Origin of the sequence: Microbacterium aurantiacum (genome assembly GCF_031625015.1) — a bacterium.
GTDB lineage: Bacteria > Actinomycetota > Actinomycetes > Actinomycetales > Microbacteriaceae > Microbacterium > Microbacterium aurantiacum.
The window spans coordinates 778,048-802,080 of the sequence record NZ_JAHWXH010000001.1 but is presented as its reverse complement, the minus strand read 5'-3'; the positions used below and the strand labels follow the sequence as shown (position 1 = coordinate 802,080).

The 24,033-nt window shown below is 70.0% G+C and carries 19 protein-coding genes; 13 read left to right on the top strand and 6 right to left on the bottom strand.

Annotated elements, in window-relative coordinates; all coding sequences use genetic code 11:
- The first annotated feature begins 8 nt into the window (after positions 1-8).
- The 8 genes from KZC50_RS03760 to KZC50_RS03725 all read left to right on the top strand — a co-directional run bounded on the left by KZC50_RS03760 (position 9) and on the right by KZC50_RS03725 (position 8,113).
- Positions 9-1,385 carry an amidohydrolase family protein gene (locus KZC50_RS03760; RefSeq protein ID WP_310890664.1) on the top strand — a complete coding sequence of 459 codons (1,377 nt, stop codon included), beginning with the start codon at positions 9-11 and terminating at the stop codon, positions 1,383-1,385.
- On the top strand, positions 1,385-2,602 hold the full coding sequence (locus tag KZC50_RS03755; protein ID WP_310890663.1) for an XdhC family protein: 1,218 nt from the start codon (positions 1,385-1,387) through the stop codon (positions 2,600-2,602). Before KZC50_RS03760 ends, KZC50_RS03755 begins: the two co-directional genes overlap by 1 nt.
- A gap of 152 nt (positions 2,603-2,754) precedes the next feature.
- A complete protein-coding gene (locus KZC50_RS03750; protein ID WP_310890662.1) occupies positions 2,755-3,840 on the top strand; it encodes an ABC transporter substrate-binding protein in 1,086 nt (361 codons plus the stop codon).
- Between the two features lie 70 nt (positions 3,841-3,910).
- The gene (locus KZC50_RS03745) at positions 3,911-4,735 is read left to right on the top strand and encodes an ABC transporter ATP-binding protein (protein WP_053546616.1); all 825 of its coding nucleotides are present in this window, start codon (positions 3,911-3,913) and stop codon (positions 4,733-4,735) included.
- Positions 4,725-5,564: an ABC transporter permease gene (locus KZC50_RS03740; protein ID WP_310890661.1), complete on the top strand. Its 840-nt coding sequence runs from the start codon at positions 4,725-4,727 to the stop codon at positions 5,562-5,564. Before KZC50_RS03745 ends, KZC50_RS03740 begins: the two co-directional genes overlap by 11 nt.
- Positions 5,561-6,436 (top strand): ABC transporter permease, encoded by an 876-nt coding sequence (locus KZC50_RS03735; protein WP_301131862.1) that lies wholly within the window; start codon positions 5,561-5,563, stop codon positions 6,434-6,436. The genes KZC50_RS03740 and KZC50_RS03735 overlap by 4 nt, the downstream gene beginning before the upstream one ends.
- Positions 6,437-6,480: 44 nt before the next feature.
- A complete protein-coding gene (gene add / locus KZC50_RS03730) occupies positions 6,481-7,515 on the top strand; it encodes an adenosine deaminase (protein WP_310890660.1) in 1,035 nt (344 codons plus the stop codon).
- Between the two features lie 19 nt (positions 7,516-7,534).
- Complete coding sequence (locus KZC50_RS03725) at positions 7,535-8,113, top strand: helix-turn-helix domain-containing protein (protein WP_310890659.1); 579 nt, start codon at positions 7,535-7,537, stop codon at positions 8,111-8,113.
- 28 nt (positions 8,114-8,141) lie between these two features.
- Here KZC50_RS03725 and KZC50_RS03720 read toward each other — a convergent pair whose 3' ends face one another.
- Genes KZC50_RS03720 through KZC50_RS03710 form a run of 3 tightly spaced genes read right to left on the bottom strand, consistent with a single transcriptional unit; the run spans position 8,142 to position 12,366 of the window.
- On the bottom strand, positions 8,142-8,726 hold the full coding sequence (locus KZC50_RS03720) for a nucleoside deaminase (protein ID WP_310890658.1): 585 nt from the start codon (positions 8,724-8,726) through the stop codon (positions 8,142-8,144).
- 2 nt (positions 8,727-8,728) lie between these two features.
- Positions 8,729-11,542 carry a molybdopterin-dependent oxidoreductase gene (locus KZC50_RS03715; RefSeq protein WP_310890657.1) on the bottom strand — a complete coding sequence of 938 codons (2,814 nt, stop codon included), beginning with the start codon at positions 11,540-11,542 and terminating at the stop codon, positions 8,729-8,731.
- A complete protein-coding gene (locus KZC50_RS03710; protein ID WP_310890656.1) occupies positions 11,539-12,366 on the bottom strand; it encodes an FAD binding domain-containing protein in 828 nt (275 codons plus the stop codon). The genes KZC50_RS03715 and KZC50_RS03710 overlap by 4 nt, the downstream gene beginning before the upstream one ends.
- 603 nt (positions 12,367-12,969) lie before the next feature.
- Between KZC50_RS03710 and KZC50_RS03705 the strand changes: the two genes are divergently transcribed.
- From KZC50_RS03705 to KZC50_RS03695, 3 genes are all read left to right on the top strand, one after another.
- A complete protein-coding gene (locus KZC50_RS03705) occupies positions 12,970-16,998 on the top strand; it encodes a DUF7933 domain-containing protein (protein ID WP_310890655.1) in 4,029 nt (1,342 codons plus the stop codon).
- 10 nt (positions 16,999-17,008) lie between these two features.
- Entirely contained in the window at positions 17,009-18,532 is a 1,524-nt protein-coding gene (locus tag KZC50_RS03700) for a SpaH/EbpB family LPXTG-anchored major pilin (RefSeq protein WP_310890654.1), read from the top strand.
- A gap of 164 nt (positions 18,533-18,696) precedes the next feature.
- Entirely contained in the window at positions 18,697-19,482 is a 786-nt protein-coding gene (locus KZC50_RS03695; RefSeq protein WP_310890653.1) for a class C sortase, read from the top strand.
- A gap of 28 nt (positions 19,483-19,510) precedes the next feature.
- Here the strand turns inward: KZC50_RS03695 and KZC50_RS03690 are convergent, their stop codons facing one another.
- Positions 19,511-20,809 (bottom strand): HNH endonuclease signature motif containing protein, encoded by a 1,299-nt coding sequence (locus KZC50_RS03690; protein ID WP_310890652.1) that lies wholly within the window; start codon positions 20,807-20,809, stop codon positions 19,511-19,513.
- An 83-nt stretch (positions 20,810-20,892) separates the two neighbouring features.
- Positions 20,893-21,657: a nucleoside phosphorylase gene (locus tag KZC50_RS03685; protein WP_053546609.1), complete on the bottom strand. Its 765-nt coding sequence runs from the start codon at positions 21,655-21,657 to the stop codon at positions 20,893-20,895.
- Between the two features lie 176 nt (positions 21,658-21,833).
- Between KZC50_RS03685 and KZC50_RS03680 the strand changes: the two genes are divergently transcribed.
- Positions 21,834-22,100 (top strand): 2TM domain-containing protein, encoded by a 267-nt coding sequence (locus tag KZC50_RS03680; RefSeq protein ID WP_310890651.1) that lies wholly within the window; start codon positions 21,834-21,836, stop codon positions 22,098-22,100.
- Positions 22,101-22,113: 13 nt separating this feature from the next.
- Here KZC50_RS03680 and KZC50_RS03675 read toward each other — a convergent pair whose 3' ends face one another.
- Positions 22,114-23,127, bottom strand: coding sequence for a hypothetical protein (locus KZC50_RS03675; RefSeq protein ID WP_310890650.1), 1,014 nt, complete (start codon positions 23,125-23,127; stop codon positions 22,114-22,116).
- Positions 23,128-23,249: 122 nt separating this feature from the next.
- Between KZC50_RS03675 and KZC50_RS03670 the strand changes: the two genes are divergently transcribed.
- The gene (locus tag KZC50_RS03670; protein ID WP_310890649.1) at positions 23,250-23,999 is read left to right on the top strand and encodes a MerR family transcriptional regulator; all 750 of its coding nucleotides are present in this window, start codon (positions 23,250-23,252) and stop codon (positions 23,997-23,999) included.
- The last annotated feature ends 34 nt before the right edge of the window (positions 24,000-24,033 follow it).

Sequence of the window (24,033 nt, the reverse complement as noted above, 5' to 3'; positions counted from 1 at the left end):
AGTTCCTCATGTCGTCCCTTCTCGTCACCCGCGCCCGCCTCCTCACCGTCGCCGACGGCGCCCCCGACCTCGGCCACATCGACGAAGGGTGGATGCTGGTCGAGGACGGCCGAATCGCCGCCCTCGGCGCGGGTTCCCCGCCCGCGGGCACGACGGCGGACGAGACCCTCGACGCCGCCGGCGCGTTCGTGGCCCCCGGGTTCGTCTCGAGCCACTCCCACCTGTTCACGTCGGGACTTCGCGGACTCGGCGTCAGCGAGACCCTCTACGGGTGGTGCGACTCGATGCTCGGGTTCACCTCGCACATGTCGGCCGACGACATCTACTGGTCGACGCTGCACGGCGCCCTCGACTTCCTCGGCAACGGCGTGACCACCGCGTACAACTTCACCGACCCGCTGCAGGCGTGGGAGTCGATGGTCGACGGCAAGCGCGTCGGCAACGCGCCGCTCCGCGATCTCGAGTACCACACGCGCCAAGCCGACGGATGCCGCGACGCGGGCCTCCGCTTCGTCGACGCCATCGGCATGGACGTCACCGCCGGCACCGACGACGAGATCTTCGACCGTTTCGCCGCGGAGGTCGCCCACACCCGGTCGATGGACCCCTCCCTTGCGCTCGGCGCATCGATCATGGGGCAGGTGCAGTGGTCGCCGCGGCCCGAGGCGGCGGAGTTCGAGGTCGAGGCCATGCGCCGATTCGGTGTGACCAATCAGGCGCACTTCCTCGAGTCGCCCGAGGCGGTTCCGCTGCAGCAGGCGAAGTTCGCGCTCTACCGGGATGCCGGGGCGCTCGGGCCCGACATGATGTTCGGCCACTTCATCCAGACCACCCCCGAGATCATCGAGGCCACCGCCGCGGGCGGGGCGTCGATGTCGTGGCAGCCGGCCTCGAACGGGCGCCTCGCGTCGGGGGTGGCGCTCGTGCCCGAGATGCTCGAGCTCGGCATCCGTGTCGGCATGGGCCTCGACGACCAGGCGTGCACCGACATCTCCGACCCGTGGGGCAACATGCGCGCGGGCATCTTCCTCCAGCGCGCCCGCACGAAGGAGCCGCTGTCGATGACGCCCGAGACGGTGCTGCGCCTGCACACCCTCGGCAGCGCCGAGATCCTCGGGGTCGACGACCGGGTCGGCAGCCTCGAGGTCGGGAAGTTCGCCGACTTCGTCGTCGTCGACCCGCGGATGCCGGATGTCGGACCTCTCTGGCATCCCGTCCGCTCCTACGTCCTGTCGATGAGCCTGCGTAACCTCAAGAAGGTGTACGTCGGCGGAGTGCTCGTGAGCGAGGACGGGGTCAGCACCAACCCCCTCGCCGCCGAGGCGAGCGCGCGCCTGCACGCCGACCTTCCCCCGCAGGCGGCCCGGTTCGGTCACCCCCGCTGATGCGCGACGTCCTCGAGCCCGCCCGCACCCGGCTGGACCGGGGGGAGCCGTTCGCGCTCGCGGTGCTCGTGGACGCCTACGCCAGTGCTCCGCGCGAGGTCGGCACGGCGATGCTCGTCGACGCGGCCGGTCAGGTGTTCGGCAACGTCTCGGCGGGCTGCGTCGACGGCGCCGTCTACGAGCTGTGCCTCCAGGCGCTCGCGTCGGGCGAGAGCACCCGCTCGCGCTACGGCATCTCGGACGAGCGCGCGTTCGCCGCGGCGCTCACGTGCGGCGGTGTGATCGACGTGGTGGTGGTGCCCGTCGTCCCCGGCTCGCGTGCCGCCGAGGCGCTCCGCGTGGTCATCGACGCCGTCGAGCGTCGCGAGGCGGTCGCCCTCGGGATCGTGACGGATGCCGCGTCCGGCGGTGGCGCGCTGCTCGCGGTCACGGATGATGACAGCCGTGACCGCGCCGTGGGTGATTCGCGCATGCTCGCGGCGGCGTTGGCGGACCTCCGCCGCGCCGCGTCGGCCTCTGCTCCCGTCACCCTTCGGTACGCGGATGTTCCGGGTGACTCCGTCGAGGAGAGCGGGGCCACCGAGGTGCTCGCGGTGCCCTTCCCGCACGCGCCGCGGCTCATCGTGGTCGGTGCGGTGGAGTTCTCCGTCGCCCTGGCGCGCCTCGGTGCGGCATCCGGATTCGAGGTGACCGTGTGCGACCCGCGGGAGGTCTTCGCGCACCCCGATCGGTTCCCGGGCGCCACCATCGTCCACGATCAGCCGGGGCGCTACCTCGCCGCGACACCGATCGATGCGCGGACGGCGATCTGCGTCCTCACTCACGACGAGCGCTTCGACATCGAGGCGATCGCCGCGGCCCTCGCCTCACCCGCGGCTTACGTGGGCGCGATGGGCAGCCGCCGCACCCACGACGATCGCCTGGCCCGGCTCCGCACCGCCGGAGTGACGGATGCCGCGCTCGCGCGCCTGCGCTCCCCGATCGGTCTCGCCCTCGGGGGTCGCACCCCGGAGGAGACGGCGCTGTCGATCCTCGCGGAGATCGTCCTCGTGCGCTCCGGCGGATCCGGCGAACCGCTCCGCGAGACGCACGGACCCATCCACCCCGACGCGGTCGTCCCGGGCGGCGGACGGCGGACGGACGCTCCCGCGGCCGTCTGCGCCGATGCGGTCGACGCCGTCGTCGCGCGGTGGGATGGCGGCGGCATCCGTCTCTGACGCTCGTGCGGGCGGCTCGGAAGACGTAATCCCTCCGAAACACTCCGGCCAGTGTTGGTGAAATCTACATCGCCTAGCGTCGCTCTCACGCACCCCGTCGAGGCCCAGGGCGGGTGCGCATACCCGAGCACCCCCCTCTGACTGGAGTTCCCATGACATCCCTTTCCTCGCGCCGTGTCTCGCGCGTCACCGCCGCGCTCGCCGGCATCGCCGTCAGCGCTCTCGCCCTCACCGCCTGCGCCGGCGGGTCCGGGACCGCCGCCGAGCCCGCTGCGGACTCCGCGGATGCCGCCGCCGAGGGCTTCGGCGACCTGACGCTGCAGCTCAGCTGGATCCTCAACGAGGAGTTCGCCGGTGAGTACTTCGCCGACACCAACGGGTACTTCGAGGAGGCGGGCTTCAGCTCGGTGAACCTCGTCCCCGGCCCCTCGACCGGTGTCGCCGAACTCCTCGGCGGAACCGCCGACATCGCCCTCAGCGACTCGGTCTCGATCGGCTCCGCCGTCGCGAGCGAGGGCGCCCCGCTGAAGATCATCGGCGCGACGTTCCAGGCCAACCCCTTCACGATCCTCTCCCTCGCGGACGGCGGCGACATCGCCACCCCCGAGGACCTGATCGGCAAGCGGATCGGCGTCCAGGACTCCAACACCTCGCTGTTCAACGCGCTGCTCGCCGCGAACGACATCGACCCGTCCGAGCTCACCGTCGTCCCGGTCCAGTACGACCCGGCGCCGCTCGTGAACGGCGAGGTCGACGGCTTCGTCTCGTACATCACCAACGAGGCGATCACGGTCGAGATGATGGGCCTGGAGACCACCAACCTCCCCTTCGCCCAGAACGGCCTGCCGTTCGTCGCCGAGACCTTCACCGTCACCGACGAGCAGATCGCGAGCAACCGCGAGATGCTGAAGGCCTTCCTCGTCGCCGAGCTCCGCGGCTGGACCGACGCGCTCGCCGACCCGCAGGGCGGCGCGGACTTCGCCCTCGAGGTCTACGGTGCCGACCTCGACCTCGACCCCGAGAAGACGCTCGCGGGCTCGCTCGCGCAGAACGAGCTGGTCGTCTCCGAGGAGACCGAGGCCAACGGCCTGTTCACGATCTCGGAGGAGCTGCAGGCCCTCACGATCGAGAGCCTCGCCGGCGCCGGTATCGAGCTCGAGGCCGCCGACCTGTTCGACCTCAGCCTCCTGGCCGAGGTCTACGAGGAGAACCCGGACCTCCTCGACTACGCGGGCTGAGCCCGCTCCCTCGAGCGCTTCACCATCGAGCGCTCTCCATCCAGCAGAGATCCATTCTGGAGTCGATACCGTGACCGAAACGGCCACCCAGACCGGTGCCCAGGGGACGACCCTGGGCACCGGCCTGCAGATCACCGAGCTGAACAAGGTCTTCACCGTCGGGCGCAAGAGCGTCGTGGCGCTGCAGGACGCGAACCTCCACACCGACCAGGGCACGTTCCTGGCGCTGCTGGGGCCGTCCGGATGCGGCAAGTCCACGATCCTCCGCATCCTCGCCGGGCTCGAGGATCCCACCAGCGGCACCACCCGTGTCGACGGCAAGAGCCCGAAGGAGCTCCGCCGCGGCAACGAGCTGGGGATCGCCTTCCAGGATGCCGCGCTCCTGCCGTGGCGGAGCGTGCAGTCCAACATCCAGCTGCCCTTCGAGGTGGCGGGGAAGCCGGTCGACAAGGCCTACGTCTCCGAGATGATCGCGCTGGTGGGTTTGAAGGGCTTCGAGAAGGCCAAGCCCGCGCAGCTGTCGGGCGGGATGCGCCAGCGAGTGTCGATCGCCCGCTCGCTCATCATGAAGCCCTCGGTCCTGCTCTTCGACGAGCCTTTCGGCGCGCTCGACGACATGACCCGGCAGAAGCTGAACCTCGAGCTCCTGCGGATCTGGACCGAGAAGCCCGCCACGACGCTGCTGGTCACCCACGGCATCAGCGAGGCGATCTTCCTCTCCGACCAGGTCGCGGTGATGAGTCCGCGCCCGGGCCGGGTGAAGCACGTCATGACGATCGATCTGCCGCGCCCGCGGACGCCCGATCTCATGCGGAGCCCCGAGTTCCATGCGTACGTCGACGAGGCGCAGGAGCTCCTCTTCGGCGTCGGAGGGGCCGCGGCGGATGACCACTGAGACCCCCGCCCGCTCCCGCACGATCCAGTGGGAGGATGTGCGTCTTCCCGCGTGGGTCACCGGGCTCATCGGCGGCGTCGGGATCATCGCGCTGTGGTGGATCCTCGCCGCCACCGTGTTCTCGAACGTCGGGCCCGGCGGTGTGCAGGCGATCCCCACGCCCCCGCAGGTGATCGCGGAGTTCTTCGCCACGGGGTGGGAGTTCTACGTCCGTAACTTCTCCGTCACCCTGACTGAGGCCGGCATCGGGTACCTGTGGGGCAACGGGCTCGCCCTCGTCCTCGCCGCGCTCGTCCTGGTCGTCCCGCGCCTGGAGGGCGTGGTGATGCAGATCGCGATCATCACCTACTGCGTGCCGATCGTCGCCCTCGGCCTCCTCCTCGTCGTCATCGCGCCGATCCCGGGCGCGGGCGAGCCGTCGGTCACCGCGATCTTCCTCGCCGCCCTCAGCTGCTTCTTCACGACGGTGGTCGGGGCGCTCCTGGGGCTCAAGGCCGCCGACAAGGCCAGTCTCGACGTCATCACCGTGTACGGCGGGTCGAAGCTCACTCAGCTGCGGAAGGTGCGGCTCATCGCCGCCCTCCCCGCGACGCTCAACGCCCTGCAGATCGCCGTGCCCGCCGCCTTCCTCGGTGCGGTGCTGGGTGAGTTCTTCGGAAAGATCACCGTCGGGGTCGGCCCGGCGATGATCGCCGCCCAGCAGGCGCTGAACGCGCCGCGGGTGTGGGACATCGCCCTGGTCTCCGGGGCGGTCGCCCTCGCCGGATACGCCCTGCTCGGTCTCGTCGCGCGCGCGGTCGCGCCCTGGTCTCGAGGAGGTGCGCGATGACCGCCACCCTTTCCGCTCCGGCATCCGTCGACACCGACCGGACCGCAGCACTCAACGCGGAGGTCCGCCGGGAGGTGCGGCGCTCGACGCTGCGTGCGCTCGGCCGGAGCGTCCTCACCTTCGTTTTGACCATCGTCGCGGTCGTGGTGATCTGGGTCGGATCGCTCTGGGTGTTCGGCATCTCGCCCTACGTCGGTAAGGGGCCGGTGGAGGTGTACGAGTTCCTCTTCACTGTCCCCGCCGCCGCAGAGAACCGGGAGCGCCTCTTCGGCCAGCTCGCCGTGACCCTCGGTCACGCCACCGTCGGCTTCGCCGCGGGGCTCGTGGCGGCGCTGGTCGTGGCGATCCTCTTCCAGCTCAGCAAGGGCGTCGAGCACGCCCTCATGCCGCTGGCGATGCTGCTGCGGTCGGTGCCGCTGGTCGCGATGGCTCCGGTGATCATCCTCATTTTCGGGCGCGACTTCGCCTCGATCGCCGTGATCGGCGGCATCGTGGTCTTCTTCCCGGCGCTCGTGACGATCGTGTTCGGCCTGAAGTCGGCATCCCCGCAGATGAACGACCTCGTCACCGTCTACGGCGGCACCTCCTGGACGCGTCTGCACAAGATCGCCCTGCCGAGCTCGCTGCCGGAGTTCTTCGCTGCGGTCCGCATCTCCGTTCCGGGTGCGATCACCGGTGCGCTGCTCGCGGAGTGGCTCGCCGTCGGCGGCGGGATCGGGGGCGCTGTGGGAGGCTATGTCGCGCAGGCCCAGTTCTCCGCCGTCTGGACCGCGGTGGTCCTCGTGACGGCATCCGCTCTGATCCTCTACAACCTCGTGCAGATCGTCGAGTCGGTCGCCCTCGCCCGCATGGGCATGGCCGACCGGGCCTGACGGTTCTCTCCGCCCCCCGCCCGAGCTCCCCGAAAGGACCTCGCATGACCGTTTCGCTCCGCGACTTCGCCCTCGGCCTCCCCAAGGCCGAACTCCACCTGCACCTCGAGGGCACACTCGAGCCCGAGCTGAAGTTCGCCCTCGCCGAGCGGAACGGCATCACTCTGCCGCACACGAGCGTGGAGGAGATCCGCGCGAGCTACGACTTCACCGACCTCACGAGCTTCCTCGCGATCTACTACCCCGCCATGGAGGTGCTGCAGACCGCGGACGACTTCCACGACCTCGCGTGGGAGTACCTCGTCCGGGCGAAGGCGCAGGGCGTCGTGCACGCGGAGATGTTCTTCGACCCCCAGGCGCACACGAGCCGCGGCGTGCGGTTCGAGAACGTCATCGGCGGATATCGTCGAGCGGCCGTTCGTGCGGCGGACGAGCTGGGGATCACGGCGGAGCTCATCCTGTGCTTCCTGCGCGACTTCTCGGCCGAATACGCCATGGCCACCCTCATGGAGGCGCTGCCCTATCGTCGGTGGATTGTCGGCGTCGGTCTCGATTCGGACGAGCGCGACAACCCGCCCGGGAAGTTCGCGGCGGTCTTCGCGCGCGCCAAGGCCGAGGGGTTCTTCCTCACGATGCACTGCGACATCGACCAGGTCGGATCGATCGACAACATCCGCGCCGTCATCGACGAGGTCGGGGTCGATCGCATCGACCACGGCACCAACATCGTCGAGGACCCCGCACTCGTCGCGATCGCGAAGGAACGCGGTCTCGGGTTCACGACGTGCCCCGTGTCGAACTCGTTCGTGACGGAGCAGATGAAGTCCGACGAGATCGTCGGGCTCCTCCGCGAGGGCGTGCGTGTCACGATCAACTCCGACGACCCCGCGTACTTCGGGGCGTACGTCGGCGACAACTACGTCGCGCTCGCCGAGCAGGCGGGCCTGTCGCACACCGACCTCGTGCAGCTCGCGATCAACTCGTTCGAGGTGTCGTGGATCACGCCCGCCCGGCGCGCGGCGTACGTCGCCGCCGTCGAGGAGTACGCCGCCGCCCACGACGTTCCGCTCCCCGACTGAGGCCGGGAACCGCGCGTCGATGAGCGATTCCACGATCACCGACGACGCCGCCGCCGCGCGACGGCTCGGTGCTCACGTGCGGCGGCTGCGCCACGCGCGCGGGCTCACGCTCGTGCAGCTGGCCGAGCGGATCGACCTGTCGCATCCGTTCCTGAGTCAGCTCGAGCGCGGGCTCGCGCAACCGAGCCTCGGATCACTCCGCCGCCTCGCGGTCGCGCTCGAGACCAGTCCGATCGAGATCATCGCCGCCGCGGACGAGGATCCCGACACGACTCCCGCCGTGCAGGTGGTAGGCCCGGATTCCGGTGCGGTGCCCGAGGGATTCGCCTCCGGCACCGCACGGATGCTCGCGCACCGCCCCGGCACGTTCCGGCCGATGGAGATCTCCGGCGACGCGGTCGAACCGGGGGAGCACTTCGTGCACGCGGAGGACGAGTTCGTCTACGTCCTCGCCGGTCGCGTGCGCATCGAGCTCGACGGGCGCGTGCACGACCTCGAGCCCGGGGCGTCGGTCTCCTCGCCCGGAGGGACGTCGCACCGCTGGTGGTCGGCGGACGGTGCGCCCTTCCGGCTGCTCGTGGTCAAGCAGGCGTGGTGACGCGGGACCCCTGGCGCGGGACCTGGCCTCAGCTCTCGCCGCGGGCGTTGTAGACGACCGCGTCGCTCGCGCCGTATGCGCGATACACCTCGAGCGCTTCGTCGCGGAGGATGTCCTCGGTGACGCGGATGCCGCGCGCGGCGAACTGGGCGGCCCAATCGGCGACCATCGGGCCCTCGTCGAAGCCGCTGAGCTCCTCGAGCTCCGGTCCGGAGCCTGCGACGACCAGATGACGGATGCCGCTCCACATCGTCGCGCCGTAGCACTGCACACAGGGGCGCCAGTTGACCACGAGCGACAGCTCGGCGCCGGCGCCGAGGTCCCAGCGGCCGAGAGCGGCCTGGGCGAGGCCGAGGGCCATCACCTCGGCATGGCCGGAGGTGACCCCGGTCGACAGCACGACGTTCACACCGACGGAGACGAGGGTGCCGGTCGCGTCGTCCACGACGATCGCGGCGAAGGGTCCGCCGTTGCCCTCGCGCCAGTTGCGGTCGGCGAGGCGGTTGACCAGCGCCATCCGGTCTTCGAGGGTCGGGAGGGTCTCGGGCAGGTCGTCGATCTCGGCGACGAGCCAGTCGGGAAGGCTCATGGTGAAGGTGGTGGCAAGCGACATGGCTACTCCGAGGGGGTGCGGGTGGGGGTCGGGACGCCCTGCGCGGTGCGCCAGACGCGCTGCCGGGTGAAGGGCTGGTGGAAGACCCGGGCGCCGAGGGCGCGCGAGATGGCGTTGCCGATCGCGGGGGCGACGGGGTTGTAGGGCGACTCGCTCATCGACTTCGCCCCGAACGGACCGACCCGGTCCGAGGTGTCGGCGAGGAGGATCTCCGTCTCGGGGACGTCGGCGAACTGCGGCACGCGATACAGCCGGAACATCGGGTTCTGCACGCGCCCGTCCTCGACGAGGACCTCCTCGTAGAGCGCACTGCCGACGCCCTGCGCCACACCGCCCTCGATCTGGCCGCGCAGCTGGGCGGGGTTCATGACGGTGCCGGCATCCGCCGACTGCACGGACTGCAGGATCCGCACCGAACCGGTCTCGGGCTCGACCGCGACCCGGACCGCGTGGACGTTGAAGGCGACCGAGCGGAGGTCGCCGTCCTCGCCGCCGAGCGCGAACAGGCCGTTCTCGTCGCGCTCGTCGTCGCCGGCACGGGCGACGACGTCGGCGAACGACACGACGCGCGCCGGGGTCGAGACGCCCGCGTCGGTGAGGGTCGCGTCGGCGACATCGACGCCCGCGATCTCCGCGGCGAGGGTGCGCATCCGTTCGGCGAGGGCGTGGCAGGCGGCGGTGAGGGCCTTTCCGGCCACGGTGATGCCGGTCGACGCGAAAGCGCCGGTGTCGTGCTCCACGGCATCCGTGTCGGCGTTCCACAGCCGCAGCCGCGAGAACGGGGCGTGCAGAACGGATGCCGCGATCTGTCGCAGGACGGTCGTGGTGCCGTTGCCGAACTCGGCCGTGCCGACGCGCACGACGTAGTCGCCGTCGGAGCGGAGCGAGACGCGGGCGCGGGAGAAGTGTCCGCGCGGAGCCATCGTGGCGATCATCGCCAGCGCCATGCCCTCACCGACGCGCCAGCCGTCGGGAGCGGTGACGCCGTTGCCGCGGCGAAGGGCGTCTTGCGCGAGGTCGAGGCACTGGTCGAGCCCGTAACTGCCGATGACCAGGTCTTCTTCGTACGGGTCGTCGTCGGGGTGCAGTCGGTCGTCGGCACGGATGACGTTGCGGCGGCGGAGCTCGAACGGGTCGATGTCGAGGCGCTCGGCGAGCATGTCCATGGCCGATTCGACGCCGAGCATGACCTGTCCGAGCCCGTACCCGCGGAACGCACCCGAGGGGATGTTGTTGGTGTAGACGACCTCGGCGTCGATGCGGCGATGCGGCACGCGGTACACCGTGGTCGACTCGGCCACGCCGTGGAACATGACGCCGATGGCGTGGTTGCCGTACGCGCCGGTGTCGCTCAGGACATCGAGGCTCATCGCGGTGAGCGTGCCGCCGGCGTCCGCGCCGAGGGTGACCCGCACGCGCATCGGATGCCGGAGCGAGGCGCGCGTGAACTGCTCGGTGCGCGAGAACTCGTAGGTCACGGGTCGGCCGGTGCGGAGGACGGCGAGCATGACGAGGTCTTCGGTGAAGATCTCCTGCTTCCCGCCGAAGCCGCCGCCGACGCGCGCGGCGAAGACGCGCACGCGCTCCCGCGGCATGTCGAAGACGTGGGCGAGTTCGTCGCGCGTGAGGAAGGGCACCTGGGTGGAGGAGCGGATGACGACACGTCCGTCGCCGTCGAGCCAGCCGACGCTCGCGTGGGTCTCGAGCTGCGCGTGCGTCACGCGCGAGGTCTGCCATTCGCCGGAGACGACGGCGGCGCTCGCGGCGAAGGCGGCGTCGACGTCGCCGGTGGTGTCGTGCATCGAGGCGATGACGTTGCGGTCCGCCTCGGACACGCGGTCCTCGGGGGTGCGCTCGGGGTGGAGGAGCGGAGCGCCGGGCGTGCGGGCCAGTTCGGGATCGAACACCGCCGGGAGTACGTCGTACTCGATGCGGACGAGGCGGGCTGCGGCATCCGCTGCCGCGGCGGTCTCGGCGACGACGGCGGCGACGCGCTGTCCGATGTGGCGGACGACGTCGTCCAGGACGCGGGTGTCATCGGGGTCGTCTTCGCGGTGTTCGTGGCGGCCTGTGGAGTAGCGCGTGGCGGGGGCGTCCTCGTGGGTGAGGACGGCGACGACGCCCGGGACGGCGAGGGCCGCAGTTGTGTCGATGGAGAAGATGCGGGCGTGGGCGTGCGGGGAGCCGACGACGCGCAGGACGAGGGTGTCGACGGGAGGCCCGGCGAGGCCGGTGTCGTGGTCTCCGCCGGTGTCGAGGGTGAAGGGCTCGAGGCCCTGGACGATGCGGCGGGCCGCCTCCGGGATGACCGAGGACCCGATGCCGCCGCTGGTGCTTCCGGTCTCGCGGACGGCGCCGAGCGTCGATGCGCAGCCGTCCGGGGGAGCGCCGACGGAGGCCTCGATGGCGTCGCGGATGGGGCGGTATCCCGTGCAGCGACAGAGGCTTCCCTTCATGCGACGGTCGAGCTCGGGGAGGTCGTCGGGGGTCAGAGTCGAGGCGGTGACGGCCATGCCCGGTGTGCAGAAGCCGCACTGGAAGCCGAAGCGTGCGACGAGTTCTTCCTGGACCGGATGCAGGTCGCCCTCGGGGGCGAGGCCGGCTGCGGTGGTGACGACCGAACCGTCGACGCGTGCGGCGGGGACGATGCACGAGTGGACGGGTTCGCCGTCGAGGATCACCGCGCAGGCGCCGCAGTCGCCGGCGTCGCAGCCCTTCTTCACCGAGATGGTGCCGGTGGAGCGGAGGAGCGTCTGGAGGCACTGGCCGGGGGCGGCGTCGCCCTCCCATTCGCGGCCGTCGACGGTGAGTCTCATCGGTGTTCCTCCAGGGCGCGGCGGACGCGCTCGGCGAGGACGGCGGTGATCTCACGCCGCCAGTCGGCGTCGCCGAGGGCGTCGGTGAAGAAGTCGTCGGGGCGCCGGACGTCGGTGGCGAGCACGTCCGGGTCGGGGAGGGTGTCGTAGGCGAAGACGTGCGGTGTGAGGGTGGATGCCGTCACGGCGATGGTGGTGGCGCCGTCGGTGTCGCGGCGGCCGACGACGACGATCCCGGAGCGGCCGAGTTCGGCGAGGGCCATCTTGTGGAACGACACCTTCGCTTCCAGGGCGGACGCCGGTACCTCGATCGCTCGGAGAACTTCCCCGGGCGCGAGGGTGTTCGTCATCTGTCCGGTGACGAAGTCCGCGACGGGCTGCCGGCGTTCGCCGCCGTCGGGGGTCCAGATGATCGCGTCGGCGTCGAGGGCGGTGAGGAGGGAGACCATCGCGGCGGCGGTGAACGACTGGCAGACGTTGCCGCCGACGGTGGCGGTGTTCCACACCTTGAACGACATGAGGAGGGCGTGCGCGGCATCCGTCACGGCGGCGAGGGCGGGCCAGGTCGGTTCGTGGGTGTCGATCGCGTCGCGTGAGAAGTCGACGAATCGGCGGATGGTGCACGTCGCGGCGATGCGCAGACCGCCGGGGTGCACTTCGAGGTCGGGCCAGTCCATGCGGGTGATGTCGACGAACCCGGTGATGTCCGGCTGGGGTTCGCTCATGAGCCAGGTGCCGCCTGCGAGGACGCGCTCGCCGGGGGCGAGCGCGAGGTCGGCCCGCGTGCGCGCGAAGCGGTAGGAGGTGACGGAGGTGATGTCCATGCGCCTTCCTTCCACGGATGCCGGATCGGGGACTCCCCGAGTGAACCAGGCCCGGATTTCGCGGGTGTTAAGCGCGCGAGGGACAGGCTAAACCCCCGCAATTTTCGCCTCGGGGTTGCGTGTGGACTTTGGATTCACTTACTTTGAGCACACGATCACATGTGTAAATGCTGAGAAGACGCGCACATGGTGCCCGCCTCGGGGGAAGTCCTCGGCGCTCCCCGACCTGGACTCTCAATGATTGCGCAGAACCTCGCCGCTCGCCCCCGTTCCGGGGGGCGTCGGTCGTGGGTTGCGGCGATCGCGATCATCGTGCTTCTCCTCGGATTGCTGAACGGGCACGGAGTAGGCATCGCCCGCGCGGCGGAGGCGAGCACGGTCGACGAGGCGGAGGAGGAGTCCCCATCACCCGCGACGCCGAGTCCGAACCCGGCTGATTCGCCGATTCCCTCGCCCCCCGCCGGCGAGTCCGCGACACCACAGCCGGCCGAGACGCCGGCCCCGGCCGAGACCGCGTCGCCCAGCCAATCCCCCGTGCCGCCCGAGAGCCCGACGTCATCCCCGACCGCGTCGCCGACGCCGACGCCGACGCCGACGGCTCCCGTGACCACCGCGCCGGAGGCACCTCGGACGAAGGCTCTGAACGAGGCACCCGACGAGGAGTCGATGTCGGGTCCGGAGAGTCGATCCGCGGTGTCGATCCTCGCGGCCGGTGTCCCCGCCGACCCCGGCGAAGTGTGGATCGAGACGTTCGAGCAGGGCCTCAACACCACCGCGCCCTCCGGGATCGCGACCTACGCCGGTGGGCGGTATACGGCGTCCTCGAGATGGGCTGCCGGAACGAACTGCACTGGAGTCCTGGTGAACTACACCGCCACCTATCCGAACGCGCAGTTCTGCCCCAGCCAGGCCTCGGGCACGAACACCTCGGCAGCACGCGAGGTCCGCCGGCTCGCCGACATCCTCGGTCAGCTCAACGCGGGTACCCCAGGCTCCACGTCTGCGTCAGCGCCCGCGAGCGCCTCGAGCGACGTGACGCGGGGTAACCACGCGCTCGTCGCGCGCCCCTACGCCCCGATCGGCACCGGGACGACCGTCGTGCAGAGCGCGTCGACGCTCGGCATCACCGCGAGCGGCTCGCGCTACTACACGCTCCGCTTCGACGCGGCGGCTAATCCGTGCGGGACGGGTGCCCCCGCTCTGTCTCTGAGCCTGTTTTCCGGCGGGACGACGCTGCTCACTGCCTTCCCCACGGCGGTGACCCCGTGCACGGCGACAGGCGCGGTCTACTACACCTCCACCCCCGTCCTGACCCCCGCGGCCGGCGACCCGGCCCTCTCGACGTCCGCGCGCGCGATCACCTACACCGGTACGGCTGCGACCCTGCTCACGTCCGCGCAGATCGCCGCGGCGCGGATCCGCCTGACGAACAGCGCCACGGCCACCGGAAGCGGGTTCGGCGTCGACAATCTGCGGGTGCTGGACGTGACTCCGAGCCTCGATTGGGCCTTCGGCCCGGACAGCGTCCCCGAGGGAACGCCCAGCACGCTCACCTACACCATCACCAACACAACGGACCTGATCGCGAAGAACGACTGGTCATTCACGAACACCCTTCCCGTCGGCATCGTCGTGGCCCCGACCCCGGCCGTCGGAGGAACCTGCACACAGGTCGCCGGAACCGCGTTCGCGGTCACCGCGGCCGCAGGGGGGTCGAGCATCGCCGCGGTGGGCGGCGACCTCGCGACCGGGGCGACCTCGTGCACGATCACCGTCGATGTGGTCGCGACGGTCGAAGGCTCCTTCACGAACGCGCCGGACGATGTGGTCACGGTCCTGGACCCGCCGGAGGCGACGTCGCTGACCGCGACTCCCGCTTCGCGTCTGACGGTGCGCAAGGACCTTCCGGCCCGCGCGGCCTCGACCGATCAGTTCACCCTGTCGGTGCGCAGTGGCTCGACGGTGCTCGCGTCGGCGACGACGACGGGGACGGCGACGGGTATCCAGCCCGCGCAGGTGTCTCGGCTGATCGTCACCGCCGGGCAGACCTACACGATCAACGAGACGCCCACCTCCGGGGCGGCGATCGGCTACGCCAGCTCGTACGACTGCGTGCGGGACGGCACGGTCGTCGCAACGGGCACGTCCCGCTCCGGTTCGATCACGATGCCCGAGGAGGACGGCGCCGAGATTGTCTGCACGTTCCGGAACACCCTGCAGCAGCAGCGCTTGGCGTGCGACAGCGGACTCTTCTACGGAGTGACCACCAACGGAGCCCTGATCCAGGGCGACATCGTCGGCGGTGGCCAGGCGACGGTCGGCTCGTGGTCGAACGTGACCGGCGCCAACTCGCTCGGCGTCGGTGCCGGGGGGACGCTCGCCTACGCACTGAACAGATCGGGTGATGCCGCCAACGTGCTGTCGATCCTGAAGTGGTCCACGACCGGCGGGTTCGAGACGCTTCCGGGTACCGGGTACACCACGGTCGGTGCCGGCGGCGCAGCCGTGCCGGGCAGTCTGGTCGCCGGCGCCGTCGACCTGACCACGGGGCGCTTCCTCTTCGGCAAATTCAACGGCGGGGTCTTCCACCTGTGGAGCTTCACGGAGTCCGCCCCCACCGCGAGTCGCTTCGCGTATGTGGGCTCCTTCAACGCCGGCACCGCACCGAACGGCAACGGCGACATGGCCTTCGACTCTCGCGGCAACCTGTACGTCCTCGGTGCGGCGACGGTGAACAACGCCAGCAGCGTCGCGATCTTCACGGTGACTGCGCAGACACTCGCCGCAGCGAGCGGCGGCACCCTTGCCGTGAGCACGTCGACGCCGCGTGCGCTGACGGGCCTCGACGGCTCGCCGGCGTTCGGGAGCGCCAACGGGCTGGCCTTCTCGCCGCGGGGCACCGTCTACGTCTCCAGCAACACCAGCACGTACGAGTTCGATCCGACCTCGTGGGTCCGCATCGCAGGGTCGCCCCGGCTGGACTTCGCTTCCACCGACCTGGCCACCTGCACGTCCCCGGGCACCGTGACGGTGCAGAAGAACGTGGTCGGGCGTGCTGCTGCCGCCGATCAGTTCACGCTCACCCTGTCGGGTGAAAGCGGGACCGTCGGCACGGCAACGACCACAGGCTCGACGACGGGGCGGCAGACCGCTCAGGTCGGGCCGTTCCCCGCTCGCGTCAACACGGTTCTGACGGTCTCGGAGGCCATGGCGGCCGGCTCCACGTCGGCGATCGGCGCCTACACCGTGCGGCTGGAGTGCTGGACGGACGGTGTGCGCATCGTCAACACGACGACGATCTCGGCGAGCGTCACGATGCCCGACCGCCTCGGAGCGAACGTCGTCTGCACGTTCTTCAACTCCCCCAGTCCCGTTGCGACGGTGACCGTCACCAAACGGGTGCTCGACCCGGCGACCGGCCAGAGCGCGCCCGCGGCCGGGTGGAGCCTCGGCGTCGCGGGGACGGCGACGGTGGGGACCGTCACGGTGCTGCCGAGCGAGGCGCCGCGACAGAACAGTGACGCGTCCGGTAATGCGGCGTGGACCGTGCTGTTCGGCTCCGCCGCCTCCCGCGCGACCCTCATCGTCTCGGAGGTGCAGCAGACGGGGTTCTCCTTCGTGAGCGGCGCGTGCACCGTCAACGGCAGTGCTGTGGCGGCATCCTTCACCACGGTCGGTGGCCTCGTCTCCGCGTCTCTGCCGGGCATCGCTCCCTCCGCCACGGTGGCCTGCACGCTGACCAATCAGCCGATCACCACGCTCACCCTCGTGAAGTCGGTGTCTTTCGGGACCGCGGCGCCGACGGCCTGGCTCCTGTCCGCGCAGGCGCCCCAGGGTGCTCTGCCGGGGCCGAGCGGCACCACCGGTGTCGCGGCGACGACCAACGTTCCGGTCAGCCCGGGGCGCCCGTACCGCCTGAGCGAAACCGGCGGAACGGCCGCGTACGTCCAGGTCGGCGCGTGGCGATGCGTCGAGTCGACCGGCGCGGAGGTTGCCGTCACTCCCGCGGGGGATGTGACCGTGCATACCGGCGCGGCTGTCACGTGCACGGTGACCAACGCGACGGCGACGATGACGCTGCTCAAGGATGTCGTCACACCGAGCCCCGGGTTCGAAGCGTCGACCTGGACCCTCACCGCCACACCCGCGATCCTGCCCGGGGCGTCTCTGCCGGTACAGAATCGCGTCGGCGCGACGTACACCGTTGCGGGCAATCCGGCCAACACCTTCGAAGTGCGACCCGGTCACGAGTACACCCTCTCCGAGGCGCCCACGGTGCCGGGAACTCGGCTGGCGTATCAGACCCTCCGGCTCGAGCGCCTCGACGGCACGACGTGGACGCCGGTGCCCAGCAGGACCATCACCGCGCCTCCCGCGGGATCGAACGTCGTCTACCGCTTCGTGAACGCGCCCGTGGTGGGCCCCGACCTGCCCTTGACGGGCGGTCTCGGCGCAGACGCCTTCGTCATCGCCGGCGGCCTGCTCCTCGCCCTGATGTTCGCGGGTGCGCTGATGAACGGGAAGCGGCGTCCGACGCGGCTCCGTTTCGGTTTCGTCTCCGTCTTCTCGCGTTCTCCCGCCTCCTCCACCCCTTCCGCCTCTTCCGATCCTCATCGCAGTGCAACTCCTTGAAAGGAACACAATGTCCATCCGCAGAAAAGCAGCCGCTGTCTTCAGTGTGCTCACATTCGGGGTCATCGCGGCCGTCGGAGCCGTCGCTCCGGCATCGGCCGTCACCCTCCCCGGCAACATCGATTCCGCCCAAGACCGTTCGCTGACGATCCACAAGCACGCGCTCGGCCCGTCCACCCCGTTGAATCCGTTCTCCACGGGTCAGGAGCTGGCGAACCCGCCCGCGGACCCGCTCCCCGGTGCGCAGTTCACGGCCACGCTGGTCTCGGGTGTCGACCTGACGACCCCTGAGGGGTGGACCACGGCCGCTCAGCTGACGCCCGCACAGGCGGCGCAGCGTCCGAACACGGTCGTCTTCACCTCGACCGTGACCGACAGCGCGGGCATCGCGACGTTCCCGGTGGACGCCGCGACCTACCCCGACGGACTGCCGATCGGCCTGTATCTGGTCACCGAGACGCAGCTCCCCCCGGGGGTCACGAACCCCGCCGCACCGTTCCTGGTGACGCTCCCGCTTCCGACCGGAGTGGCCGGCGCGCCGGCGAACCAGTGGATCTACGACGTCCACGTCTACCCGAAGAACGCGGTGACGCAGCTGACGAAGACGCGCGTTCCGGCGCCGGCGGGCTCGGTGGAGCGTCGGAACCCCGACCTGATCCGCTGGGCCGTGGCCTCGACGATTCCGACGCTCGCAGCCGGAGACGCGATCGATGTCTTCAGCCTCACCGACCAGCTCCCGAGCGAGCTCACGTACCTCGACGCGGTGACGACCCCCGAGGGTGTGACGCCGTCGAACGTCTACGTGACGAACGCGGCGGGGGTCCGCCAGAGCTTTGCTGAGGGGGCGGACTACACGATCGTCAACCAGGACGGGACGGTGACGGTTTCGTTCACCTCCGCGGGTCTGATTCGCCTCACGGCTCTGCAGGGCGGAACGGTCACTTTCGAGGTCCTCACGCGGGCCACCTCGATTCCGGGGTCGGGTGTCATCGTCAACAACGCGTCGGCCAACGTCAACGGATCCACCGAGACGGTTGTCGGCAGCACGCCGATCGGTCAGCTGACGATCAACGCGTACGCGACCAGCGACGGCGCTCGCAGCCCGCTGGCGGGTGCGGTGTACCAGGTGTTCCTGACCGAGCAGGACGCGATCAACGGGGCGAACCCGATCTCGATCAACGGTGAGACGACCTGGACCACCGGGCCCGACGGCAATGTCGTCATCCCGATCGTCACCCCCGGCAACTACTGGGTGCGCGAGATCACACCCCCGGCCGGGTTCCAGCTGCCTTCGCCGGATCGCGTCCTCACCGCGGTCGTTCCGGGGCCGACCTCGACGGTGGCGCCGGTGCGCAACTATGTCGAGTTCGCGCACAACCAGGTGCCCGCGTTCGTCCTGCCGATCACCGGTGGTGACGGCGGCGTGTGGTTCGCCGCGGGTGGCGCTGCTCTGCTCTCGGTGATGCTGGGCTCGGCGCTGTTCGTGGCGCGCCGCAACGCCCGCACGGCGCGTGCCGAGACCGCTGCCGTCTGAGTTACCGTCGCACCGTGAGGAAGGGGTCGACGATGCGGGATTCTCCCGTGTCGTCGACCCCTTCCGTGCTTCCATTGCGCAGGGATCGACGGCGGGCTCGGTGGCGTCTTCCTCGCCTTCCTCTCTTTTTCGCGGTCGGAGCGCTGCTCGGAGTGGGGCTCCTGATGTATCCGACGGTCGCTGCGTGGTTCGCCCAGTACGTGCAATCGCAGGAGATCGACTCGTACTCCGATCAGGTTCGCGATCTCGGGGCGGACAGCCTCGAAGCTCAGCTCGAGGCGGCGCGGGAGTACAACGCCGGGCTCGTGGACGGGGGCGCGGAGATCGCCTCGAACGAGCGGCTCCCGTTGGCCAATGTTCCCGATCAGTCGAGCGTGTATGCCGAGCAGCTGCGGTCGGATGCGACCGGCATCATGGCGCGGCTGAAGATCCCGGCGATCCGCGTCGATCTGCCGGTCTATCACGGGACGAGCGAGCAGGTCCTGTATGAGGGCGTGGGGCATCTGGAAGGAACCGCGTTGCCGGTGGGCGGGGCAACGACGCATTCCGTCCTCACCGCTCATCGCGGTCTTGCGACGGCGGAGCTGTTCACGAACCTGGACCAGGTCGAGGTGAGGGACACTTTCACGATCGAGGTGTTCGGCGAGGTCCTCTCCTATCGTGTGATCAACACCCAGGTGGTCGAGCCCGAGGACACCGAATCCCTGGTTCCCGTCGTCGGTGAGGATCTGGTCACGCTCGTGACCTGCACGCCGTTGGGCGTGAACAGTCACCGCATCCTGGTCACCGGAGAGCGGATCGTTCCGACTCCCCAGGGCGATCTCGATGGTGCCGGTGCACGTCCGGAGATCCCGACGTTCCCGTGGTGGATCGTGATCCTCGCCGGATCGTTCGTCCTCGCCGCGGTGTACGTCTGGTGGTCGGGTCGACCGCGCCGCAATTCACTCTGACGCGTCTGCCGGAGCACAACAAGGGGGGTCAGAAGGGTGCGGGGTCGGGCGGCGGTGCGCCGCCACCCTCGTCCGGCGGTGGTGCCCCACCTCCGGAGGGCATGAATCTCACCAGTGGCGCCGGGGGATGGTCGATGTAGACCCGTCCCGTCGGTGAGGTCCATTCCAGGACTCCGCCGCCGAGCTGTCCGACACCCCAGGACGTGAATTGCTTCATCGAATGGTGTCGTTGGCATAGATGGCAGAGATTGCGGATGTCGGTGGGGCCACCCAACGCGTAGTCGAGGGTGTGGTCGAGCTCGCAGCGGATGGCGGGGCGGCGGCATCCCGGGAACCGGCAGTGCCGGTCGCGGGCTTTCAGGAATCGCGCCATCGACGCCGTCCGCCGGTAGGAATCGGTGCACAGCACCTGCCCCGACACCGGGTGGACGACGAGACGCTCCCACGAGGCAGTGACGCCGGCCAAAGCCCGGGCGGTGGCGGGGTCGATCGGCGCCGATCCCACGAGATCGACCGTCGTCGCGTCACTCGCCGGGTCATCGTCTTTGCCCAACAGTGCGAGGGCGGGGACGACGACCTGCACCTTGGCGCGGATCATCCCCAACGTCCCGTTCCCGTCATCATCAATGGTCGGGTCCGCCAACGGCGAGCCCGTCAGGAGCATGTCGCAGAACACGTCCGCGCGGATCTGATCCCGCGTGCGTCCGTCGGGGTCGGCGTCGATGATCGTCGAGGCCTGTTCGTTCAACCGGTCATCGATCGCCGCGGCGAGGATCGCGGGGACGCGGGCGATGACATCCGACATTCCGTCGCCGGCGGGGATCGACCCGACGCGGCGTTCGCATCGCGCGTCCCGGTGCCGCTCCGCCAACGTGCGGGGGTGCAACTCCTGGGCGAGATGGTCGAGGCGGTCCTTCACGCGCCCCAGAGATTGCCCGACACACAACTCCGCGGCGGCCGCGTCGAAGTCGGCCCGCGCGTCCCGGGGCAGTACGGTCCCGCACCGCAACACGGCGGTGGCGTGCCCGCGGGTGATCCGCCCCGCTTCCCACGCGGTCAACGTCGCCGGGTAGCACTCGACCCACTCCACGGCCTGGGTGATCTGGGCCTGCATCGACCGGTCGGTGGTGAACGTCACCCCAGCGAGTTCCGCGGCGACGGAGCGGTAGACCATCTCCTGAGACCGCACCGACGCGGGCTGACGCCGCGACACGCGTTCCGCGATCGCGCCGGCGCGATCGCGGTTGCGGACGTTCTCGACCTCCATCGCCCCCAATGCGGGGGTGATCCGCTCGGCGGCGTGCTCGATCAACCGGCTCGTATTCATGTTCGAAGACTAGCGACAGCCTCCGACATCCAAGAGGAAGATCTCACCGATATGGAAAACAATCCGAGAAAAAGTCGCCGCCTTCAGAGCTCCAGCTCGACAGCGGTCTCCAGCGCCGCCTCGATCGACCGCATCCAGCCGTCCGACAGGGCCGGCTTGACGCCCGAATAGAGCGACGCACCGTCGATGAGGTTGCTGGAGCACGCGCAGACCATTGCGGCGCGGAGGCCCCGCAGACGCGCGACGATGAACAGGGCCGACGCCTCCATCTCGACGTTCAGGATGCCCATGCGGTTGAGCTGTTCGATCCACTCCGGCGTCTCGGCGTAGAACGCGTCGTCGCTCACGCTGATCCCGCGGTGCGAGGTGGTTCCGGCATCCGTCGCGATCCGTTCCGAGTGCCGCGCGAGTGCGGTCGTCAGCTCGAGGTCGGGGACGGCGGGGAAGCCCTTCGGGAGGTAGGCGTCGGTGGTGCCGTCGTTGCGGAAGCTGCCCTCGCTCACCAGCAGATCGCCGGGGACGATGCCGGGCTGGACCGCCGCCGAGCTGCCGACACGGATGAACGAGGTCACGCCCACGCGCGCGAGCTCTTCGACCGCGATCGCCGTGGAGGGGCACCCCATTCCGGTGGAGGTCGCGGTGATGTGGCGGCCTTTGTACCAGCCGGTCATGGTGCGGTGCTCGCGGTTGTGGGCGACTTCCTTGACGTCGGTGAGGAACTCCGCGACGAGCGGCACGCGGAACGGGTCCCCCGGCAGCAGCGCGACCGACGAGACCTCTCCGGGTGCGAGGGCGACGTGGTACTGGCGGGTGTTGACGCCGGCGGTGGATTTGTCGACGGTAGCCATGGTTTCTCCTGAGGGTCTGAGACGACGGAATCGTCGCAGTCCCCGCCCTGCCCGCCGGGGGAGTCCCGACCGGCGGCCATGGTTGATAGGACGCGCGGATGCCGACGCTACAGTCGTCGTGTTACAGCCGTGTTCCGGCCATTCCCGCGGCGCACGGGCGTCGATAGGCTTCGCGCATGACAGACCAGGCATCTCTGCGGGATCGGGCCGTGCAGCGGCTGAAGGCGAAGCGCCACTTCTGGTCCGCGCTCGTCACATGGATCGCGCTGTCGGCGATGTTCATCGTGATCTGGGCGGTGACGGGCATGGGCGGGTTCTGGCCGATATGGCCGATCGCCGGTATCGCCATCGGCGTCGTCGCGACCGGCATCCGTGCCTTCGGTCCGGGCAGCACAGGACCGAGCGAGTCGGATATCCAAGCCGAGATGCGCCGCCTGTCCTGAACGCGCGGGGTCCTCACCGCGCCTGCCCGGGCGGCGCGATGCGCACGAGCACTGCGCCGTTCTCCGTCCCGACCGAGGCGACGAGCTGGTCGTCATCGATCCAGGTGACTCTCGCCTGCCCGCAGAGGAAGGGGAGCGAGCGTTCCGTGGCGCCCGTCGCGAGGGTGAGCACGTCGACGGCGGACTCGGAAGCGTTCGGGCCCGCGGCGCACTCCGAGTACGTCGCGATGATGTCTCGCGCCTCGCCCGAGCCTCCGCGCACGAACGACGGGACGTCCGCGGATGCCGGTGCCTGACCGGTCCAGACCGCATCGCCGTCACCGTTGACCGCCACGGCGGGCCGGACGCTCGGGACGTCCTCGCGGTGCAGAATCGTGCCCTCGTCGGAGATCACGATCCGCTCGCTCTCGGTGGCCACGTAGACGGTTCCCGCATCGTCGACGTCGATCGCCAGGGGACCGTGCCCGTCGAAGGCGGGGCCGATCTGCCGCGGGGTGCCCGGTGCACTCGCCGAGAGCGTCTCAACAGTGAACGTCGGTTCGCCGAATCCGTAGACGGCGAGGTACACGTCGCCGCCGTGTGCAGCGAGGGCGCCGATGGTGCGCGTGTCGTCGGAGAGGTCGCTGAACGTCATGGTGTCGGTGTCGAACAGCACGACGGAGCTCGTGAACCGGGCATCTGTCTGGCTCGTCATCACCAGCGTCGTCGGATTGAGCGCGACGGTCATGCCGGAGGGTGCGCCTGGGTCGAGGTTGAAACGCCTGACCGCGGTGCCGTCGGCGTCGATGTGCACGAAGGAGCCGGCGGAGTGTCCCCAGAAGCCGCCCGCGGTGTCGCCGGTCAAAGCCATGGGATACGTCAGGTCGATGTGCTCGGGGGCGCCGCCGTCGCCATCGAGCCGATTGTCGTACGAGATCGGCGTCAGGACCCACGCGTCCGTCGGTGGCTCCGGGGCACACGCGACCAGGCCCCCCGCCGTCGCGGCGGTCACGAGGGCCGCTGCCACGAAACGACGACGCCGACTCATTTGAGCGAACTTATCGGAGCCCGTCGCACGAGAACACTGCGCGCGCCGGCGTCGCGCGCTTGACTCTGCCGCTGCGTCAACCGGCAGAGTGAGGGCATCGAACGCGCGCTGAGGAGGAGACCGTGACGGAGTGGGCGATCAAGGACCTCGCCAAGGCGACCGGCCTCACCAGCCGGGCGCTGCGGCACTACGAGCAGATCGGCCTGCTGCACCCGTCACGCGTCGCGCACAACGGATACCGCTTCTACGGCGATGCCGAGGTCGCGCGGCTGTACCGGATCCTGTCGCTCCGGGCCCTCGAACTCCCGTTGCCGACCATCCGGCGCGCGCTCGATGACCACACGACCCTCGCCGACGCGATCGAGGGGCACCTCGCGCTCCTCGAGGAGCGGCGAGAACGAATCACAGAACAGATCACTGATGTCCGCCGTGTGCGGGACGCGGTGAGGAAAGGACGAGAGATGCCCATCGACGACGTGTTCTCCGGTGTTGACGAAAGTCGCTATGAGAAGGAGGTGCGCACCCGGTGGGGTGACGCGGCGTGGGAACGCTCCGCGAAGCGCCGCGCCGAGATGAGCGAGGAGCAACGCGCAGAGGACGACAAGCGGAGCCTCGATGTCAACGCTGCTCTGCGCGCGGCCGCCGATGACGGTGAGGCTCCCAACAGCTCACGATTCCAGGAGCTGATCGCCGTCCATCACCGCTGGGTGACCGAGCAGTGGGGCGGGAAGGCCCCGAACCGCGCGGCGTACACCGGCCTGGCGGAGATGTACGTCGCCGACGAGCGCTTCGCCGCGGTCTACGGCGGTGAGGCGAGCGCCGCGACGATCCGCGACGCGATCCGCATCTGGACCGACGCCCACCTCGCCTGACCCCGCGCCCCGCCCCCTTCCCCTGACGCCGAGA

Bases quoted from the DNA above. Each gene is read 5' to 3' on its own strand.
- KZC50_RS03760 (WP_310890664.1), top strand. From the start codon at position 9: ATGTCGTCCCTTCTCGTCACCCGCGCCCGCCTCCTCACCGTCGCCGAC.
- KZC50_RS03755 (WP_310890663.1), top strand. From the start codon at position 1,385: ATGCGCGACGTCCTCGAGCCCGCCCGCACCCGGCTGGACCGGGGGGAG.
- KZC50_RS03750 (WP_310890662.1), top strand. From the start codon at position 2,755: ATGACATCCCTTTCCTCGCGCCGTGTCTCGCGCGTCACCGCCGCGCTC.
- KZC50_RS03740 (WP_310890661.1), top strand. From the start codon at position 4,725: ATGACCACTGAGACCCCCGCCCGCTCCCGCACGATCCAGTGGGAGGAT.
- KZC50_RS03735 (WP_301131862.1), top strand. From the start codon at position 5,561: ATGACCGCCACCCTTTCCGCTCCGGCATCCGTCGACACCGACCGGACC.
- add (WP_310890660.1), top strand. From the start codon at position 6,481: ATGACCGTTTCGCTCCGCGACTTCGCCCTCGGCCTCCCCAAGGCCGAA.
- KZC50_RS03725 (WP_310890659.1), top strand. From the start codon at position 7,535: ATGAGCGATTCCACGATCACCGACGACGCCGCCGCCGCGCGACGGCTC.
- KZC50_RS03720 (WP_310890658.1), bottom strand. From the start codon at position 8,726: ATGTCGCTTGCCACCACCTTCACCATGAGCCTTCCCGACTGGCTCGTC.
- KZC50_RS03715 (WP_310890657.1), bottom strand. From the start codon at position 11,542: ATGAGACTCACCGTCGACGGCCGCGAATGGGAGGGCGACGCCGCCCCC.
- KZC50_RS03710 (WP_310890656.1), bottom strand. From the start codon at position 12,366: ATGGACATCACCTCCGTCACCTCCTACCGCTTCGCGCGCACGCGGGCC.
- KZC50_RS03700 (WP_310890654.1), top strand. From the start codon at position 17,009: ATGTCCATCCGCAGAAAAGCAGCCGCTGTCTTCAGTGTGCTCACATTC.
- KZC50_RS03695 (WP_310890653.1), top strand. From the start codon at position 18,697: ATGTATCCGACGGTCGCTGCGTGGTTCGCCCAGTACGTGCAATCGCAG.
- KZC50_RS03690 (WP_310890652.1), bottom strand. From the start codon at position 20,809: ATGAATACGAGCCGGTTGATCGAGCACGCCGCCGAGCGGATCACCCCC.
- KZC50_RS03685 (WP_053546609.1), bottom strand. From the start codon at position 21,657: ATGGCTACCGTCGACAAATCCACCGCCGGCGTCAACACCCGCCAGTAC.
- KZC50_RS03680 (WP_310890651.1), top strand. From the start codon at position 21,834: ATGACAGACCAGGCATCTCTGCGGGATCGGGCCGTGCAGCGGCTGAAG.
- KZC50_RS03675 (WP_310890650.1), bottom strand. From the start codon at position 23,127: ATGAGTCGGCGTCGTCGTTTCGTGGCAGCGGCCCTCGTGACCGCCGCG.